The organism is Candidatus Poriferisocius sp. (assembly GCF_965219775.1).
In the GTDB taxonomy this organism is placed as follows: Bacteria; Actinomycetota; Acidimicrobiia; order Acidimicrobiales; family Bin134; genus Poriferisocius.
On record NZ_OZ244793.1, the window covers coordinates 2,412,079 to 2,427,650 of the forward strand.

General features: G+C 67.9%; 15 protein-coding genes. 6 read left to right on the forward strand and 9 right to left on the reverse strand.

What is annotated here, in order from left to right; all coding sequences use genetic code 11:
- Positions 1–23: 23 nt before the first annotated feature.
- From ACOQPQ_RS10880 to ACOQPQ_RS10920, 9 genes are all read right to left on the reverse strand, one after another.
- Positions 24–770: a hypothetical protein gene (locus ACOQPQ_RS10880; protein ID WP_420639451.1), complete on the reverse strand. Its 747-nt coding sequence runs from the start codon at positions 768–770 to the stop codon at positions 24–26.
- On the reverse strand, positions 767–1,471 hold the full coding sequence (locus tag ACOQPQ_RS10885) for an SAF domain-containing protein (protein WP_420639452.1): 705 nt from the start codon (positions 1,469–1,471) through the stop codon (positions 767–769). The genes ACOQPQ_RS10880 and ACOQPQ_RS10885 overlap by 4 nt, the downstream gene beginning before the upstream one ends.
- A 105-nt stretch (positions 1,472–1,576) precedes the next feature.
- Entirely contained in the window at positions 1,577–2,131 is a 555-nt protein-coding gene (gene hpt, locus ACOQPQ_RS10890; protein ID WP_420639453.1) for a hypoxanthine phosphoribosyltransferase, read from the reverse strand.
- 19 nt (positions 2,132–2,150) lie between these two features.
- Complete coding sequence (gene tilS, locus ACOQPQ_RS10895) at positions 2,151–3,032, reverse strand: tRNA lysidine(34) synthetase TilS (RefSeq protein ID WP_420639454.1); 882 nt, start codon at positions 3,030–3,032, stop codon at positions 2,151–2,153.
- A 37-nt stretch (positions 3,033–3,069) separates the two neighbouring features.
- A complete protein-coding gene (locus ACOQPQ_RS10900) occupies positions 3,070–4,146 on the reverse strand; it encodes a zinc-dependent metalloprotease (protein WP_420639455.1) in 1,077 nt (358 codons plus the stop codon).
- A 10-nt stretch (positions 4,147–4,156) separates the two neighbouring features.
- Positions 4,157–4,345: a hypothetical protein gene (locus ACOQPQ_RS10905; RefSeq protein ID WP_420639456.1), complete on the reverse strand. Its 189-nt coding sequence runs from the start codon at positions 4,343–4,345 to the stop codon at positions 4,157–4,159.
- A gap of 74 nt (positions 4,346–4,419) precedes the next feature.
- Positions 4,420–4,704: a hypothetical protein gene (locus ACOQPQ_RS10910; RefSeq protein WP_420639457.1), complete on the reverse strand. Its 285-nt coding sequence runs from the start codon at positions 4,702–4,704 to the stop codon at positions 4,420–4,422.
- A 19-nt stretch (positions 4,705–4,723) separates the two neighbouring features.
- Positions 4,724–5,323, reverse strand: a complete 600-nt coding sequence (locus ACOQPQ_RS10915; protein ID WP_420639458.1) for a sigma-70 family RNA polymerase sigma factor — start codon at positions 5,321–5,323, stop codon at positions 4,724–4,726.
- A gap of 113 nt (positions 5,324–5,436) precedes the next feature.
- Positions 5,437–6,675 carry an acyl-CoA dehydrogenase family protein gene (locus tag ACOQPQ_RS10920; RefSeq protein WP_420639459.1) on the reverse strand — a complete coding sequence of 413 codons (1,239 nt, stop codon included), beginning with the start codon at positions 6,673–6,675 and terminating at the stop codon, positions 5,437–5,439.
- A 117-nt stretch (positions 6,676–6,792) separates the two neighbouring features.
- Here ACOQPQ_RS10920 and ACOQPQ_RS10925 point away from each other — a divergent pair, with 117 nt between their 5' ends.
- From ACOQPQ_RS10925 to ACOQPQ_RS10950, 6 genes are all read left to right on the forward strand, one after another.
- Complete coding sequence (locus ACOQPQ_RS10925; RefSeq protein ID WP_420639460.1) at positions 6,793–7,575, forward strand: class I SAM-dependent methyltransferase; 783 nt, start codon at positions 6,793–6,795, stop codon at positions 7,573–7,575.
- 122 nt (positions 7,576–7,697) lie between these two features.
- Positions 7,698–8,939, forward strand: a complete 1,242-nt coding sequence (locus ACOQPQ_RS10930) for a cytochrome P450 (RefSeq protein WP_420639461.1) — start codon at positions 7,698–7,700, stop codon at positions 8,937–8,939.
- A gap of 75 nt (positions 8,940–9,014) precedes the next feature.
- Positions 9,015–10,103, forward strand: coding sequence for an extracellular solute-binding protein (locus tag ACOQPQ_RS10935; RefSeq protein ID WP_420639462.1), 1,089 nt, complete (start codon positions 9,015–9,017; stop codon positions 10,101–10,103).
- 115 nt (positions 10,104–10,218) lie between these two features.
- Entirely contained in the window at positions 10,219–11,472 is a 1,254-nt protein-coding gene (locus ACOQPQ_RS10940) for a cytochrome P450 (RefSeq protein ID WP_420639463.1), read from the forward strand.
- Between the two features lie 28 nt (positions 11,473–11,500).
- The gene (locus ACOQPQ_RS10945) at positions 11,501–13,162 is read left to right on the forward strand and encodes a flavin-containing monooxygenase (RefSeq protein ID WP_420639464.1); all 1,662 of its coding nucleotides are present in this window, start codon (positions 11,501–11,503) and stop codon (positions 13,160–13,162) included.
- An 83-nt stretch (positions 13,163–13,245) separates the two neighbouring features.
- A complete protein-coding gene (locus ACOQPQ_RS10950; protein WP_420639465.1) occupies positions 13,246–15,516 on the forward strand; it encodes an arylsulfatase in 2,271 nt (756 codons plus the stop codon).
- The last annotated feature ends 56 nt before the right edge of the window (positions 15,517–15,572 follow it).

The following is a 15,572-nucleotide window of genomic DNA, read 5'->3' on the forward strand; positions in this document are numbered from 1 at the left end:
GTGCTGGGCATGAGGACAGGAGTTCATCGTGGGGAGGCCGCCTCGGTCCGTGCCTGCAGCCGGTAATGGATACGCTGCCCGAGTTCGGCCAGGGATCGCCACAACAGGAACCGACGATGGCGCCGATGGTCGGGGAGTCCTGCCTGAAGGGCTTGGGCCACCCTCGGTTCGTGGGCGAACACCCCGAGGAGGTCGAGCTGACACGCCTTGGCCATTTCCGTGGGTGGGTACGGCTGGTCGCCCACGCAGACCAGCGCGGTGGGAACGTTGCGGGCCGTCAGCGTGCGGGCCTGATGGACGAGGGGAACGAGCTGGTCGAATCGGGGTTGCACCACCAGCACCAACAGATCGCAGTGGTCGATCAGTTCAATCGCCGGAGAGTCGGTGCGCACCCGGCCGACGTCCACCACCGCGTCGATGTCATCGAACCGGCCGAAGCCCTCCACCAGTTGGCCGGCCAGGGGAGCGAGTACCGCGGTGGTGGTTTCCCCGCAGCCGGGTGCCAACAGCGCGGGCAACTGTCCGGCCAGCATCTGACAGTTGGTCTGCAGCTTCTCGATGGTCAGCTCGTGGCGGGCCGCACCCGCCAGCTCCACCAGGCTGGGGGTCGCGGTCAATCCGAAGCGAGCGGCCAGGACGCCGCCGTCTCCGTCGGCCTCCACCAAAACGGCCCGGCGCCCGATGGTGGCTTCCCACGAGAGTCCCAAGCCCACCGACAAACAGGTGGCGCCCGGACTGGCCTTGGCGCTGCCCACCGCCACGATGCTCATGCGTTCGGGCCGGACGCCATGGTCCCGGTGTCCGGCCCCTGATCGGAGGTGGAGGGCGCTCCGGGCAACAGGATGAGCCGCATCTGGCCGGTGGCTGCGGCCCGGCTGATCAGCACCGCCTCATCGGGGGCGGCCAGCAGGGAGACGAACAGGGCCTCTCGACCGGATTCCAGAACGGGGCTCACCTCGGCCACCGTGACCCTGGTGATGTCCGCGCCAGGGCCGGTGGCCGCTGCCGGGGACCACAGATCGGCCCGGCCCACGGCCGCCTGATCGGCAGGCGGAGCGGGCAGCACCACACCCACCTGCCGCCCGACACTCAGGTGGGCGACGGGATACTCGCCGGGAAACAGCACGGCGCCGACCACGGCCATGTCGGCGTCGGGGGCGGCCACCGGGGACAGCAGGTCGGGGTGAAGGAAGGCCCCCTCGGGGACCGGCGACCGGACGGTGCCCCCCACCAGGGCGTCCACTTCGGCCATCGGCACGAATTCGGCGCCCTGACCGCCGGCGACCTCCACCGCGCGAATATCGCCGATCTCGATGGCCGAACCGGCAGGGATGTCCCGGCCGGCCACCGCCACCGGGGTGCTCTTGCCGAGCGACGATGCCCAGAGGGCGAACACGATGGCCGCGGTCAGGGTGGTGGTCAGCCCGAGGGCCACCCAGGGAAGACGCCGCTGCCGATCCTCGCTTGCCATTGGCATGGGTTGTGTCCACAAGGTCGGGGCGGGAGCGTCTCAGCGCTCCGATGTCTCCAATCTGCCACAACCCAGGAGCGGAAGCAAGGTGTATTTCAGCTATTTTTATGAATTGCTGTTGGGCTGGTACTGGCAGATGTGGGGGAGTTGGCGGTACCGCTCGCCCACGTCGAGGCCGTAGCCCACCACGAAGTCGGGTGGGATCTCGAATCCGACGTAGCGGAGATCCAGATCCTCGTACTGGCGCCCCTTGCGCACCAGCAGGGCGCACACCTCCAGGCTGGCGGGGTTGCGGGCCTGCAGGTTCTTTCGGAGGTAGTTCAGGGTCAGGCCGCTGTCGATGATGTCCTCCACCAGCAGCACATCCCGGCCCGCCAGATCCAGGTCGAGATCCTTCACGATCCGCACCACGCCGCTGGTGCGGGTGGAGCTTCCGTAGGACGACACCGCCATGAAGTCGAACTCCACCGGCAGGTTGATGGCCCGAGCCAGGTCGGCCATGAACACGAAGGCACCCTTCAGCACGCCCACCAACAGGGGGGCCCGGCCCTGGTAGTCGGCGGTGATGCGGCTGCCGAGGTCGGCGATGCAGGCCTGCAGGTCGTCGTGGGAGATGAGCACCGGTCCGGGATCGCCGCTGGTCGCTACCTCGCCGGGCACGGGGCCAACCTAGTGGTGCCTATCTGCTCAGGCCGAGCCGTTGGGAGGATCGACGGACTCGCCAGCCGCGTCCCACCTCGGTGGCGCGGGCGTGATTGTTGGCCACCGCCAACACGCGGTCGACGGTGGCGGCATCGGGGGGGTGGTGGGCGCCGGTCTCTCGCTGGATCCACCGTCGCAGGGCCAGCTTGGCCAGGGGTTCGGGGGCCGCCGCCACCGCCCGGGCGTCGGTGGGATCGAGAGCCGCCACCTGCTTCTCCAGAAAGTCGCACCAGCCCCGGAAGTGGCCGGCGCTGCGGGCGATGATGGGCACCACGTCGCGCTCGGCGATGTCGTCCAACAGCGGCAGCAGTTCGTGACGGATCCGGTTGCGGCGGTGGGCAGGGTCGAGGTTGGTGGGGTCATGGACCGGTTCCAGGCCAACGGCGTGGCACAGGGCGAGGGTCTCGTGGCGGCGAAGACCGAGCAGCGGCCGCCGGGCCGGGGTGATGCCCGCCATCCCGTCGAGGCCCGCACCCCGAATGAGGTTCAACAGCACCGTTTCGGCTTGGTCGTCGGCGGTGTGGCCGGTGAGCACCCCCTCGGGGAGCACGCCGTAGCGGGCCTCGCGGGCCCGAGCTTCCAGGTTGGCACCGGGAGCACACCGGACGGTGCGGGCCTCGAACGCCGCCCCCCACCGGGAGGCCGCCCGGGCCACCACCTCGGCTTCGCCCGCCGAGCCGGGCCGCAGGCCGTGGTCGACGTGCCAGGTGGTCACGCCACATCCGGCTTCGGTGGCCAGCACCAACAACGCCAGGGAATCCGGCCCGCCCGACACTGCGCAGTCCACCTCGGTGCCGGCCGGGGGAAAGGAGCAGCGGGCCGACAATTCGGCGATCAGGGCGGTGGCCGCGTCGCTCATGTCACCGGGCCTCTGGGCCGACGCCCGCGGTCCGGGGCTAGCCCGCCAATGCGGTGGTGCCGTTGACCCGATCGATCCATTGCTGCGGATTGCGGATCTCGGTCATGGTGGGCAAGCGCTCCGCCGACTCCCACACCCGGTGCAGCAGCTCCCGGCCCCCGCGGGCCTCCACCGTTTCGATGAAGGCCTCGCCCGCGGCGTATTGATTCAACTTGGCTTCGATGCCGATCAGACGCTGCACCAGCTTGGCCATGCCCTTGGCGGAGTTGCGGCGGTGGCGCAGCACCCGGGCGAACCGGCCGGCATCGGGGAGGAAATCGGCGCCCGCCCGGTCCATGGTGATGTCGCCGTGACCCTCCAGGAGGCTCATCATGCCGCCGATGCGGTCGAGCACCGCCTTTTGCTCGGGGGTGGCCAGCAGGGCGGGCAGACCCCCGTCGGCCAGCAGGTCGTGACCGCGGCGCCGGGCCTCGATCACTTGTTTGGCCACCATCTTGAAGTGCTCCAGGTCGGGCTCGGCCGCATCCAGGGCTTCCTGCACAAGACCCAAAAAGTGGGGGCGCAACCATTCGACGCCGGTGAACTGGGCTCGGTGGGTGGTCTCGTGCAGGGCCAGCCACAGCCGGAACTGGTGGGGATCGAAGCCGTGTTTGTGCTCCAAGGCCATCACGTTGGGGCCGACGTAGTAGACGATGTCCTGATCCTCGGGGCGGTCGTCCTCGATGACCAGCAAGTCGTACTGGCCCAGCACCCGGGTGGACATCCAACCCAGAATTGCCCCCATCTCGGTACCGCTCACCCGTTGGGTCAACGGCGCCAGCCAGGGCCGTGACGCCCGCTCGGCCATCTTCTGGGTGACCGGGCGCAACAGCCGCTGGAAGGAGGCCACATTGGCGTCCACCCACTGCGCTCGGGTGGCCACCCGGGCCCGAGCGGGACCCGACAGCGGACGCAGGCCGGTTTCGGTGGCCACCAACTCCTCGGCCTTTGCGGTCAGTTCCGCCAGTTGGGGAGCCAGGTTGCGGTAGTGGTAGGAGTCGAGAAACGGCTCGTGGCCCGCCACCCGCTTGGCCACCCGCTCGGCCAGCCTCCAGTCGACGGGCTCAGCCGACACCGACACCGACCTAACGCCGGGTCGGATCTTGATCGTCGGTGGTCTCGGTATCGGGGGTACGCGGCCGGCGGGTGTTGTAGCGGGGAGCAACCACCTTGACGAAGTAGCCGACGATGGTGCCGATGACCGCGGGGACGGCACCCAGCACCAACGCCAGGGCGATCCACCAGTGCCACACCACCGCAGCTACGACATCCATGGGCTCACCCTAGGCGACCGGCCACCGGGCACTCCACGTTGGGACCGGTCGGACCACCGAAACCGAGGCAGGCGTCAGAGATCCTGGACATCGAGGTCGTCGAGCACCACGCGCTGGAGCTGTTCGGTGATGCGGAGTTGCAGGGAGGCCGGGGCCGACTCCCGACAGGCCTGGCTCATGGCCAGCTTGAAGCGGACCTCGACGTCGAGGGCCTGCACGCACGGTGGGCAGTGCTGGAGATCGACCCGCACCCGACCGATGTTCTCCATGGTGGGCTGTCCGTCGAGGGCTCGGGTGATCAGCTCGCGCGAAAAGTGGCACTGGTTGGGCGGCCCCACACATTGGCGGTCGCTTCTCATCTGGTGTGCCTCCGAACGGTCACGTCCCGGCCGAAGCCGGAGCACTCTCGGAATCGGGTGGATCCACCCATCCCCGCTCTTTTCCGAAGTCTAGCAACCGCTTCTGCAGCGTTTTTCTTCCCCGATGCAGCCTGCTCATCACCGTCCCCATGGGGATGTCCAGGATCTCGGCGATTTCCTTGTAGGCGAACCCCTCCACATCGGCCAACAGCACGGCGAGACGAAACTCCTCGGGGAGCGACTCCAACGCCTCCACGATCTCCGACTCGGTGATGGACTCCATCAGCGTCTCCTCGGCGCTGGCCCCCAGCGCGGCCAAGGTGTCGCCCCCCAGTCGTTGGTGCAGGTAGAGGTCTTCCACGGAGGCCAGGTCAACCGACTGGGGTTTGCGCTGCTTGCTCCGGTAGGAGTTGATGAACGCGTTGGTGAGTATGCGAAACAGCCAGGCCCGCAGATTGGTGCCCTGTTGGAAGCGGCTGAAGCCGCGGTAGGCTCGCAAGTAGGTTTCTTGCACCAGGTCCTCGGCATCGGCGGAATTGCGGGTCATGCGCCGGGCGGCCGAGTAGAGCTGATCCATGTAGACCATGGCCTGGTCGGCGAAGGTGGCTTGGTCGGCCATTTCGGGGCCAGCCTACCGGGGGTGCCCCCCGAAGGGATGGCGGGCCCCTCGGCGTCGACGAGATCGGTCGACCAGATCAGATGGGCGGGCTGCCGACGTGGTTCAAGCAGGAGTCAACCCTGCGGACCGCCCACCTGGTCCCGCCAGGGAACGTGCTTGTCCACCCGGGGTTCGGGGGGCAAGCCCAGCACCCGCTCGGCCATGTTGTTGCGATGGACTTCGTCGGTGCCGCCGCCGATGGATCCCCAGAATCGGTTGAGCACCTCATTGCCCCACACCTGGGTGTCGGCATGGTCACCGGACACCCCGAATCCGCCCAGGAGCCTCGCCCCCAGATCACCTCGGTCCCGACGGCTCTCCGACCAGAACACCTTCAGCACCGACCCGTCCAGGCTGGGCCGTCCACCCCGGCGCAGCTCCTCCTGCATCCGTCGCCCCATGTGGTCCAGCAGCTTCTCCCGGGTGTAGGCCCGAGCCAGCTCCTGGCGCATCAACGGTTCCCCGGACCGGCCCCGCCGCTGGGCCAGGGCGATCAGGTTGGCGGTGCTGTCGGCCCGGTCCATACCCCCGCCGATCATGGTGGACTCGTTGGCCAACACCAGCCGGGCCACCGCCCACCCCCCGTTGACCTCGCCCACCACGTTGTCGACCGGGATCCGCACGTCGCTCAGGAACACCTCGTTGAAGTGGGCCGAGCCGTTGATGGTGCGAATGGGGCGGGGCTCCACTCCGGCCGTGTGCATGTCCACCAGGAAGAAGGTGATCCCCTTGTGCTTGGGGGCCTCGGGATCGGTGCGGGCCAACAGGATGCCCCAGTCCGAAAGATGGGCCGAGGAGTTCCACACCTTCTGTCCGTTCACCACGAACTCGTCCCCGTCCCGGTCGGCCCTGGTGCCCAGGTTGGCCAGATCCGACCCTGCGCCGGGCTCGCTGAAGAGCTGGCACCACACCACGTCGCCTCGCAGCATGGGTCGCAGGTGTCGGGTCTTTTGCTCCTCGGTCCCGAAATGCCCGATGGCCGGACCGGCGAGGGCAATCCCGGCGGCCAGAAAGCCGCTGGTCACATCGAAGCGGGCGGCCTCCTGCTGGAAGATCTGGCGTTGCCACCTCGGTCCGCCTCGTCCCCCGTGGTCGACGGGCCAGTCGATGGCCGCCCACCCGCCGTCGTACAGCTCCCGCTGCCATGCTCGACACCGGTCCATGTGGGCCTTCTCGGCGGCGACATCGGGGTGGGTGGTGCGGGTGGACCAGCCGTCGCCGTCCTCCCGCCGGACGGCTCGAGCCGACAGCCAGTCCTGCACCTCCGCACGGAATGCCGCTTGCTCTGGGGTGTCCTCCGAGTGCTGAGCCATAATGCGACGATACGGTACGGCTCGCCCGCACCCAGAGGAGAACGGCGAGGAAAGCCTCGGGAATCCCGAAGGTGAGAAACGAACAGCAGCGGTCCGCGGGTCCAGGGGGAGGCAGTCATGGCGGAGAACCGGTACGGGGTGAACCAGGATGAGGTGGACATCGAGCGCGTCCGCTTGGGCATGTTGGCCGAGGCTCGCGACCCTCGCACCCGTCGCATCCTGGCGGGTGTCGGTGTGGGGGAGGGATGGCGGTGCTGGGAGCTGGGCGCGGGGGGAGGATCCATCTCGGCGTGGTTGGGCCGGAAGGTCGGCCCGGGCGGTTCGGTGTGGTCCACCGACGTGGACCTGCAGTTCCACCGCCCTGCGCTGCCCAACGTGAGGGTCGAACAACACGACGTGACCGCCGACCCCGTACCCGAGGCCGCCTTCGACCTGGTTCACGCCCGGGCGGTGCTCCAGCACCTGCCCGAGCGCGACCAGGTCATGGAAACGCTGTGGGCCGCCCTGGTTCCCGGTGGTTGGCTGATGGTGGAGGACGGGGCCTTTGCCTCCTTCACCGAGCAGACGCTGCCCGAGCCCTACGCCACCGTTCACCGCTACGTGTCCTCGGGGGCCATCAGCGAATGGCGCGACCCCGACTACGGCGTTCGGTTGCCCGGGCGGTTCCGCGACCTGGGGGCCACCGACATCGACATCATCGGCGATGTGTGGTCGATGCGGCCTGGTGAACCCGGCGGGGAGTGGTGGTTCTTGGCCCTGGAGCGGGCCATCCCCCGGCTGGTGGAGGCCGGCCTGGTGACCGCCGAGGACGGCGACACCGCGCTGGGCCAGGTGCGAGCACCGGGCTTTGTGATGATGAGCACCGTTTCGATCGCCGTGGTCGGTCGCAAGCCCCGGTGATCGGCCAGGCCCGGTGATCGGTCAGGCCCCGGTGATCGGTCAGGCCCCGGTGATCGGTCAGGCCCCGGTGATCGGTCAGGCCCTGGTGATCGGTATTGTGAAATGGTGAACCCGCTGACCTCATGGAGACCGAGAAGGACGAGATGGAACCGTTGAACCTTTGGAATCCGGCCGCCTTCGAACAGGGCGTGCCCTACGACTACTTCCGTTACCTCCGCGACCACGAGCCGGTGACCTGGCATTCCCATCCGGTGTGGGACGGCTTCTGGAGCGTGACCCGTCACGCCGACGTGCTGCGGGTGTCGCGTGACACGGAGTGCTTCAGCAGCCAGCCCAACCCCTTCATGGCCGGCGATCAACCCCCGTCGTCCACCGACGACGCCACCTCGGGCATGCTCATCAGCCTGGACCCCCCCGACCACACCAAGATGCGCAAGCTCATCAATCGGGGCTTCACTCCCCGGCGGGTGCGCGACCTGGAGGGCAAGATCCAGGCCACCGTTGATCGGCTGATCGACCAGGTGGCCGACAAGTCGGGCTGCGAGATGGCGGGCGACATCGCCGTGGAGTTGCCCTTGCAGGTGATCGCCGATTTGGTGGGGGTGCCCGAGGAGGATCGCCACAAGATCTTCCACTGGACGGAGACCACTTTCGGCTTCGACGAGCGGTTCACCGACGAGGAGCGTCAACAGGCCAGCTTGAACATGTTCGCCTACGCCGACCAGATGTGCGAGATCCGCAAGAAGGTGCCCCACGATGATCTCATCAGCGTGCTCATGGAAGCCGAGATCGACGGGGAATCGCTGGATCAGCTCCAGATCGACGTGTTCTTCATGCTCCTGCAGAACGCCGGTTCCGAGACCACCCGAAACCTCATCACCACCGGCACCCTGGAGCTCATCCGCCACCCCGAGCAGATGCAGATGCTCAAGGACGACCCGTCGCTCATCCCCAACGCCATCGAGGAATTGCTGCGCTACACCACCCCGGTGATGCAGTTCGTGCGCCGACCGCGTTACGACACCGTGATCGGCGAGCAGGAGATCAAGGCCGGAGACCCGGTGGTGCTGTGGTACAGCTCGGCCAATCGCGACGAGCGGGCCTTTGACGACCCCGACACCCTCGACATCACCCGCGACGCCAGCCAGCACGTGGCCTTCGGCGCCGGTGGACCCCACTTCTGCCTGGGGGCATCGCTGGCCCGGTTGGAATCGAAGATGATGTTCGAAGCCATCGTCGGTCGTTTCGAGGGGCTGGCACTGGGGGTGGATGATCCCGGCACGCTGCCCCGGCTGCACTCCAACCTCATCGACGGGTATGCCCAGTTGCCGCTGCGCTGGGAGTCGGTCAAGCCGGCCGCCTGAGGTTGCCATAGAAGCCGAACAACAATTGTTAGGCTAACTTGATATGCGGACTCGGTCCGCCTAGGGTGCTGCGGCATGACAGTTGTTTCTCGCGCCGGGGTTGCCGGTGCTGTCCTGGTTCTGACGTTGGTGGCCGCGGCCTGTGGGGGTGACGGGGGCACCAAGTTGGAAGGGGTGGCCGCCGGCATCTACGACGGCACCTGTGCCGACGAGACCGGCGCCATGGTCACCGTCTACTCCGGCCGCAGCGAGAACCTCATCAAGCCGGTCCTGGATGCCTTCGCCTGCGAGTCCGGCACCGCGGTGCGGGTGCGCTGGGCCTCGTCCACCGACCTGGCCCTGCTGATCGACACCGAGGGCGACCGCACCGACGCCGACGTGTTCATCTCCCGATCACCGGGCCCGGTGGGTTTCCTGCAGGCACGGGGTCTTCTGGCGGCGATGGACGCCGACGTGCTCGATTTGGTGGCCGAAGAGCATCGGGGGGCCAACGGCACCTGGATCGGCTTCTCCGGTCGCAAGCGGGTGCTGGTCCACAACGTGGACCGGGTGCCCCCCGCCGAATTGCCCGACTCGGTGTTCGACCTCACCGAGCCGCACTGGGAGGGCCGGGTGGCCATTCCCGCCACCAATGGGTCCTTCCTGGACTGGTTCACCGTGTTTCGCGACCAGTACGGCGACGAGGTGGCCACCCGGTGGCTGGACGACATGGTGGCCAACAACGCCCGCTTCTACCCCAACAACGTCTCCATCGTGGAGGCAGTGGCTCGGGGTGAGATCGACGTGGGTCTGGTGAACCACTACTACAACCACCGGATGGCCGCCGACGCCGACGCCGCGGGCAACCAGCACCGGGCGGCCAACCACGACCTGGGTGACCAGGACATCGGCTCGCTGCTCATCATCACGGCGGCCTCCATGACCGCCGCGGCCGACGACCGGGAAGCCGCCCAGAGTCTCGTGGCCTACCTGCTGTCCCCCTCGGTCCAGCGGTACTTCACCACCAACACTTTTGAGTACCCGTTGGCCGGTGGCGTCGAGCCCAACCCGACGCTGCCGCCCCTGGCCGCCCTGTCCGTCGGCTCGGTTGACTTCGACGCGCTCGGCGGCGGCTTCGAGGGCAGCGAGGACATCATCCAACAGAGCGGCATCGCCAACCAGTAGCGGGCTCCACAAGCCCATTCACGAACCCGCTCGCCTACCAGTAGCGGGCTCCACCAACCCGCTTGCCTACCGAGCGGCATCGCCGGCCGGCAAATGGCTCCACTAACGTGGAGGCGTGGACGTCGACGCCCTTGATCTCATCTCTCCCCGGCGCTACGGGGCCAATGGCCAACCTCACGAACTGCTGGCCTGGCTCCGGCAGAATTCGCCGGTCCACTGGTGTGAGCCCGAGGGCTTCCAGAACTTCTGGGCCATCACCCGCCACGCCGACATCATCGAGGTGTCCACCCAGCCCGAGGTGTTCAGCAACGAGGCCGACGGCATCGTGGTGCTCAGCGATCAACAGGTGGCCGACCAGAAGAACGGGCCGAGTGCCATCGCCAACATGCGGACCATCATCAGCATGGACCCCCCCGACCACCGGCTCTACCGCAAGGTGGCCAGCGGTTTCTTCACCCCTCGGGGCATCAGCCAGCTCGACCAGATCGTCCACGACAGTGCCCAGTCGCTGCTCGACAGCCTGGGCGACGAGGGCGAGTGCGATTTCGTGGACATCATCGCCCAGCGCCACCCCCTGCGGGTTTTGGCCACCATCTTGGGCATCGACCGCGACGACGAAGAGCAACTGCTGGTGCTGACCCAGCAGCTCTTGTCCGGCGACGATCCCGACTATCGGCGGGAGGCCGAGAGCCGCTACGAGGCCAGCCAACAGGTGGGCATGGAGTTCTACGCCATGTTCGACCGCATCATCAAGGATCGCCGCACCAACCCCACGGACGACTTGGCCTCGATGCTGGCCCACGCCCATCTCCCCACCGGAGAGCCGTTGGGCGAGATCGAGACGTTCGGCTACTACCTCATCGTGTTCGTGGCCGGCCACGACACCACCCGCAACGCCCTGTCGGGGGCCCTGGAGGCGTTTCTGGCCTACCCCGACCAGCTCCAGCGGCTGCGGGAGCACCCCGAACTCCTCAAGGATGCGGTGGAGGAGGTGGTCCGGTGGTCCACCCCCGTCAACTACATGAAGCGCACGGTGATGGCCGATGCCACCGTTGCTGGCCAGCCGGTCAAGGAGGGCGAGTTCCTGATGCTGCTCTACGCCTCGGGCAATCGGGACGAGGCGGTGTTCGACCGTCCCCACGACTTCGACATCGGTCGTCACCCCAACCGCCATCTGGGCTTCGGCTGGGCCGAGCACTACTGCCTGGGGGCTCACCTGGCTCGAGCCAGCACCCAGGCGCTCATCCAGCAGATGGCCGAGCGGGTCGTTGAAATCGAACCGGCCGGACCGGCCGTTCGCACCGAATCCAATCTCATCGTGGGGACCAAGCAACTGCCGGTGCGCTACAAGCTGCGCCCGGCGGCCTGACCCCGACCCCGACCCCCTCCCCGTCAACATGAGCACGAACCAAGACAACCCTGCCCACTACGACGCCGTGGTCATCGGTGCCGGTTTCGGCGGCATCTACATGCTCCACAAGCTCCGCCAACTCGGCTTGTCGGCCAGGGTCTACGAGACCGGCGACGACGTGGGCGGCACCTGGTACTGGAACCGCTATCCCGGGGCCCGCTGCGACGTGGAGAGCCTGGAGTACTGCTACAGCTTCGACCCCGAGCTGGAGCAGGAGTGGGAGTGGACCGAACGCTATCCCGCCCAGCCCGAGATCCTCCGCTACGCCCAGCACGTGGCCGAGCGGTTCGATCTCTATCGGGACATCCAGTTCAACACCAAGGTCACCAAGGCGGTCTTCGACGAAGAAAGCGGTCGCTGGCACGTGAGCAGCGCCCCGGCGGTGGACCACCTGGATCACAACCACGCCCCCGCCGGTCCCGACGCCGACGAGGTGACCGCCGAGTACCTCATCTCGGCGGTGGGCTGCTTGTCGTCGTCCAACGTTCCCGACATCGACGGCACCGACACCTTCGCCGGGGAGATGTGCCACACCGGTCGCTACCCCAAAGAGGGCATCGACTTCACCGGCAAGCGGGTCGGGGTGATCGGCACCGGCTCGTCGGGCATCCAGGCCATCCCCGTCATCGCCGAGACGGCCGGGCACCTCACCGTGTTCCAGCGCACACCCCAATTCGCCATCCCGGCCCGCAACCACCCCCTCGACCCCGAGGAGCAGGCCGAGGTGAAGGCCGAGTACCACAAGCTGCGGGAACAGAACAAGACCCAACAGGGCGCCCTCGGGGCTCGCTTCGACTGGAACGAGGGCTCGGTGCTCGACGTGGAGGTCGAGGAGGCCTTCCGGGAGTTCGAGACTCGGTGGAAGTCCGGGGGTTTCGCCTTCCTGGGCGCCTACAGCGACATCGCCCGGACCCCGGAGGCCAACCACGTGGCGGCCGATTTCGTCAAGGCCAAGATCCGGGAGACGGTGACGGACCCCGAGGTGGCCGAGCGTCTCATCCCCTCCACCTACCTCGGCTGCAAACGGTTGGTGCTCGACACCGACTACTTCCAGACCTACAACCGCGACAACGTCACCCTGGTGGACATCAGCGAGAACACCATCGCCGAGATCACCCCCGGCGGCCTGCGGACCGCCGACGGCACCCACTACGACCTCGACGTCATCGTGTTCGCCACCGGCTACGACGCCATGACCGGTTCCCTGCTCCGCATCGACATCCGGGGCCGCGGCGGTCGTTCGCTGGCCGACCAGTGGTACGCCGGTCCCCGCACCTATCTGGGCCTGGGGGTGCCCGGCTTTCCCAACCTGTTCACCATCACCGGCCCGGGCAGCCCGTCGGTGTTGGCCAACATGATCGTGTGCATCGAGCAGCACGTGGACTGGATCGGCGACTGCATCGGTTACCTGCGGGCCCACGGCTACCGTGCCATCGAGGCCACCGAGGAGGCCACCGAGAGCTGGGTGGCCCACGTTAACTTCGTGGCTGACCAAACCCTCTACCCCACCTGCAACTCGTGGTACCTGGGGGCCAACATCCCCGGCAAGACCCGGGTCTTCATGCCCCTCCCCGGCTTCCCCCCCTATGCCGAGAAGTGCGACGAGGTGGCCGCCAACCACTACGAGGGCTTCGCCCTGACCCCCTGACCCCCGCCTCGGCTACCGATACACCCGATCCCGCTGAAGACTGTTGATGCAGCAAGCCGAGTACTGGCTAATGTCAGCGCTTGATGGCTGAACGCAACATCGGGCTCACATTGGCCGAATCCACCTCCTCTCCGGTGCCTCGGCCCTACGACCCCGATGCCCCCAATGTGGTGGTCATCGTGCTGGACGACCTGGGCTTTGCCCAACTGGGGTGTTACGGCTCCGACATCGACACCCCCAATCTGGACCGCCTGGCCGCCCGGGGTGTGCGGTTCACCAATTTCCACACCACCGCGGTGTGCTCGCCCACCCGAGCCTGTCTGCTCACCGGGCGGAACCATCACCGGGTGGGGGTGGGCATGCTCACCGACATGCCGATGAACTTCCCCGGCTACACCGGCCGGATCCCGTCGTCGGCCGGCACCCTGGCCCAGCATCTGCGGGCCGAGGGCTGGGCCACCTATGCGGTGGGCAAGTGGCACCTCACCCCCCGCGACCAGCGGGCCACCGGGCCTTACCACACCTGGCCCACCGGGGTGGGCTTCGACCACTACTACGGGTTCCTCAACGGGGAGACCAACCAGTGGACTCCCCAACTCATCCGGGACCAAACCTACATCGAGCCTCCCACCACCCCCGAAGAGGGCTACCACCTCGACGCCGACCTGGCCGACCAGGCCATCGGCTACCTCCGTGACCTGCGCTTGGCCGACCCCGAACGCCCGTTCCTGCTGTGGTACGCCACCGGTACCCCCCACGCCCCCCACCAGGCGCCGCCCGAGTGGATCGACCGCTACGCCGGACGATTCGACAGCGGCTGGGACACCTGGCGGGAGGAGGCCTTGGCCCGCCAGAAGCAGCTCGGTGTGTTGCCGGGGGATGTCCCGCTGTCGGAGCGACCGGCATGGGTGGAGCCCTGGGACGAGATCGACCCCGACCGCCGGCGGCTGTACGCCCGCATGATGGAGGTGTACGCCGGGTTCCTGAGTCACGCCGATCATCACATCGGACGAGTGCTGGATTTCCTGGAGGACACCGGCGACGCCGACAACACGGTGGTGGCGCTCATCTCCGACAACGGCACGTCGGCCGAGGGGGGTCCCAACGGCAGTTGGAACCAGATCCGCCACTACATCAGCGACGAGGCGGACGACCTCGAACTGGAGTTGGCCCACTACGACGACCTCGGCGGATTCCGCTCCTCCGGGCACTACCCCTGGGGGTGGGCGCTGGCGGGCAACACTCCCTTCCGCCGGTGGAAGCGGTACACCTTCGAAGGGGGCGTGCGCGATCCCCTCATCGTCTCCTGGCCTCGCGGACTGGCCGCACGGGGAGAGGTACGCCACCAGTACTGCCACGTCACCGACGTGATGCCCACCATCCTGGAGTTGGCCGGCGTTTCGCCCCCGGACATGCTCGGCGGCGTGGAGCAGATGTCGTTCGACGGGGCCAGCCTGCGGTTGGTGCTCGACGATGCCGACGCCCCCGACCACCGCACCACCCAGTACTACGAGTGCTGGGGCAGCCGGGCCATGTACCACCAGGGGTGGAAGGCGGTCACCAACCACGTCAACCAGCTCACCGCCGCCGAGCGGGACGCCATCGTGGGCAGCCACGAGTTCGCCCACGACCAGTGGGAGTTGTTCGACACGGTGGCCGACCCCACCGAATCGCACGATCTCGCTGCCCGCCATCCCGAGAAGCTGGCCGAACTGGTCGAGCTGTGGGACGCCGAAGCCGACCGCAACGGGGTGTTGCCGCTGGACGACTCATCGGTGAACCGCATCGCCCACCTGTACGCCCCGTGGATGTCGATGCGGAGCCGTTACGACCTGGTGCCCGGCGACAAGTTGCACGAGGCCTCGGGACCGCTGCAGTTCGGGGGCTACCGGGCGGTGGCCGCCTTTCCCGACGGTGTGCCCGAGGGGGCCTCGGGGGTGATTTGCGAGCAAGGCGACTGGATCTCCGGTTGGGCGCTGTTTCTGGACTCCGGGGAGTTGCGCTGGGTGGCCGTGGTCCACGGTCGGGAGCACCGGGTGGCGGCCGCCGTGCCGGCGGGAGCCTGCTTCGTGGGGGCCGTGGTGGAACCCACCGAAGGGGGCCGGTTCGCCGTCACCCTCACCGCGGACGACGTCCCCGTCGGCCAAAGCCCAGAGCCCGTGCCCCTGCCCACCAACTGGGCCCCCGACGGTGCTTTTCTCACCGTCGGGTACGGTCGGCCGTTCCCGGTGTGCGACGACTACCAGCCGCCCGCGCCGGCACCGGCGGCCATGGCGTCGCTCGTCATCGAGACCGGCACCCCGCCCCCGTTCGACTTCGACGCCGAGATGGCCCACGCCATGCGCCACCAGTAGCCATGGGTCGGAGGTTGTTCTCGCACACTGGACTCCGGGCTCCGGCCCGGCCCCGG

Excerpts from the sequence above, each read along its gene's own strand:
- ACOQPQ_RS10880 (WP_420639451.1), bottom strand. The coding sequence starts at position 770 with ATGAGCATCGTGGCGGTGGGCAGCGCCAAGGCCAGTCCGGGCGCCACC.
- ACOQPQ_RS10885 (WP_420639452.1), bottom strand. The coding sequence starts at position 1,471 with ATGGCAAGCGAGGATCGGCAGCGGCGTCTTCCCTGGGTGGCCCTCGGG.
- tilS (WP_420639454.1), bottom strand. The coding sequence starts at position 3,032 with ATGAGCGACGCGGCCACCGCCCTGATCGCCGAATTGTCGGCCCGCTGC.
- ACOQPQ_RS10905 (WP_420639456.1), bottom strand. The coding sequence starts at position 4,345 with ATGGATGTCGTAGCTGCGGTGGTGTGGCACTGGTGGATCGCCCTGGCG.
- ACOQPQ_RS10910 (WP_420639457.1), bottom strand. The coding sequence starts at position 4,704 with ATGAGAAGCGACCGCCAATGTGTGGGGCCGCCCAACCAGTGCCACTTT.
- ACOQPQ_RS10915 (WP_420639458.1), bottom strand. The coding sequence starts at position 5,323 with ATGGCCGACCAAGCCACCTTCGCCGACCAGGCCATGGTCTACATGGAT.
- ACOQPQ_RS10920 (WP_420639459.1), bottom strand. The coding sequence starts at position 6,675 with ATGGCTCAGCACTCGGAGGACACCCCAGAGCAAGCGGCATTCCGTGCG.
- ACOQPQ_RS10925 (WP_420639460.1), top strand. The coding sequence starts at position 6,793 with ATGGCGGAGAACCGGTACGGGGTGAACCAGGATGAGGTGGACATCGAG.
- ACOQPQ_RS10930 (WP_420639461.1), top strand. The coding sequence starts at position 7,698 with ATGGAGACCGAGAAGGACGAGATGGAACCGTTGAACCTTTGGAATCCG.
- ACOQPQ_RS10935 (WP_420639462.1), top strand. The coding sequence starts at position 9,015 with ATGACAGTTGTTTCTCGCGCCGGGGTTGCCGGTGCTGTCCTGGTTCTG.
- ACOQPQ_RS10945 (WP_420639464.1), top strand. The coding sequence starts at position 11,501 with ATGAGCACGAACCAAGACAACCCTGCCCACTACGACGCCGTGGTCATC.
- ACOQPQ_RS10950 (WP_420639465.1), top strand. The coding sequence starts at position 13,246 with ATGGCTGAACGCAACATCGGGCTCACATTGGCCGAATCCACCTCCTCT.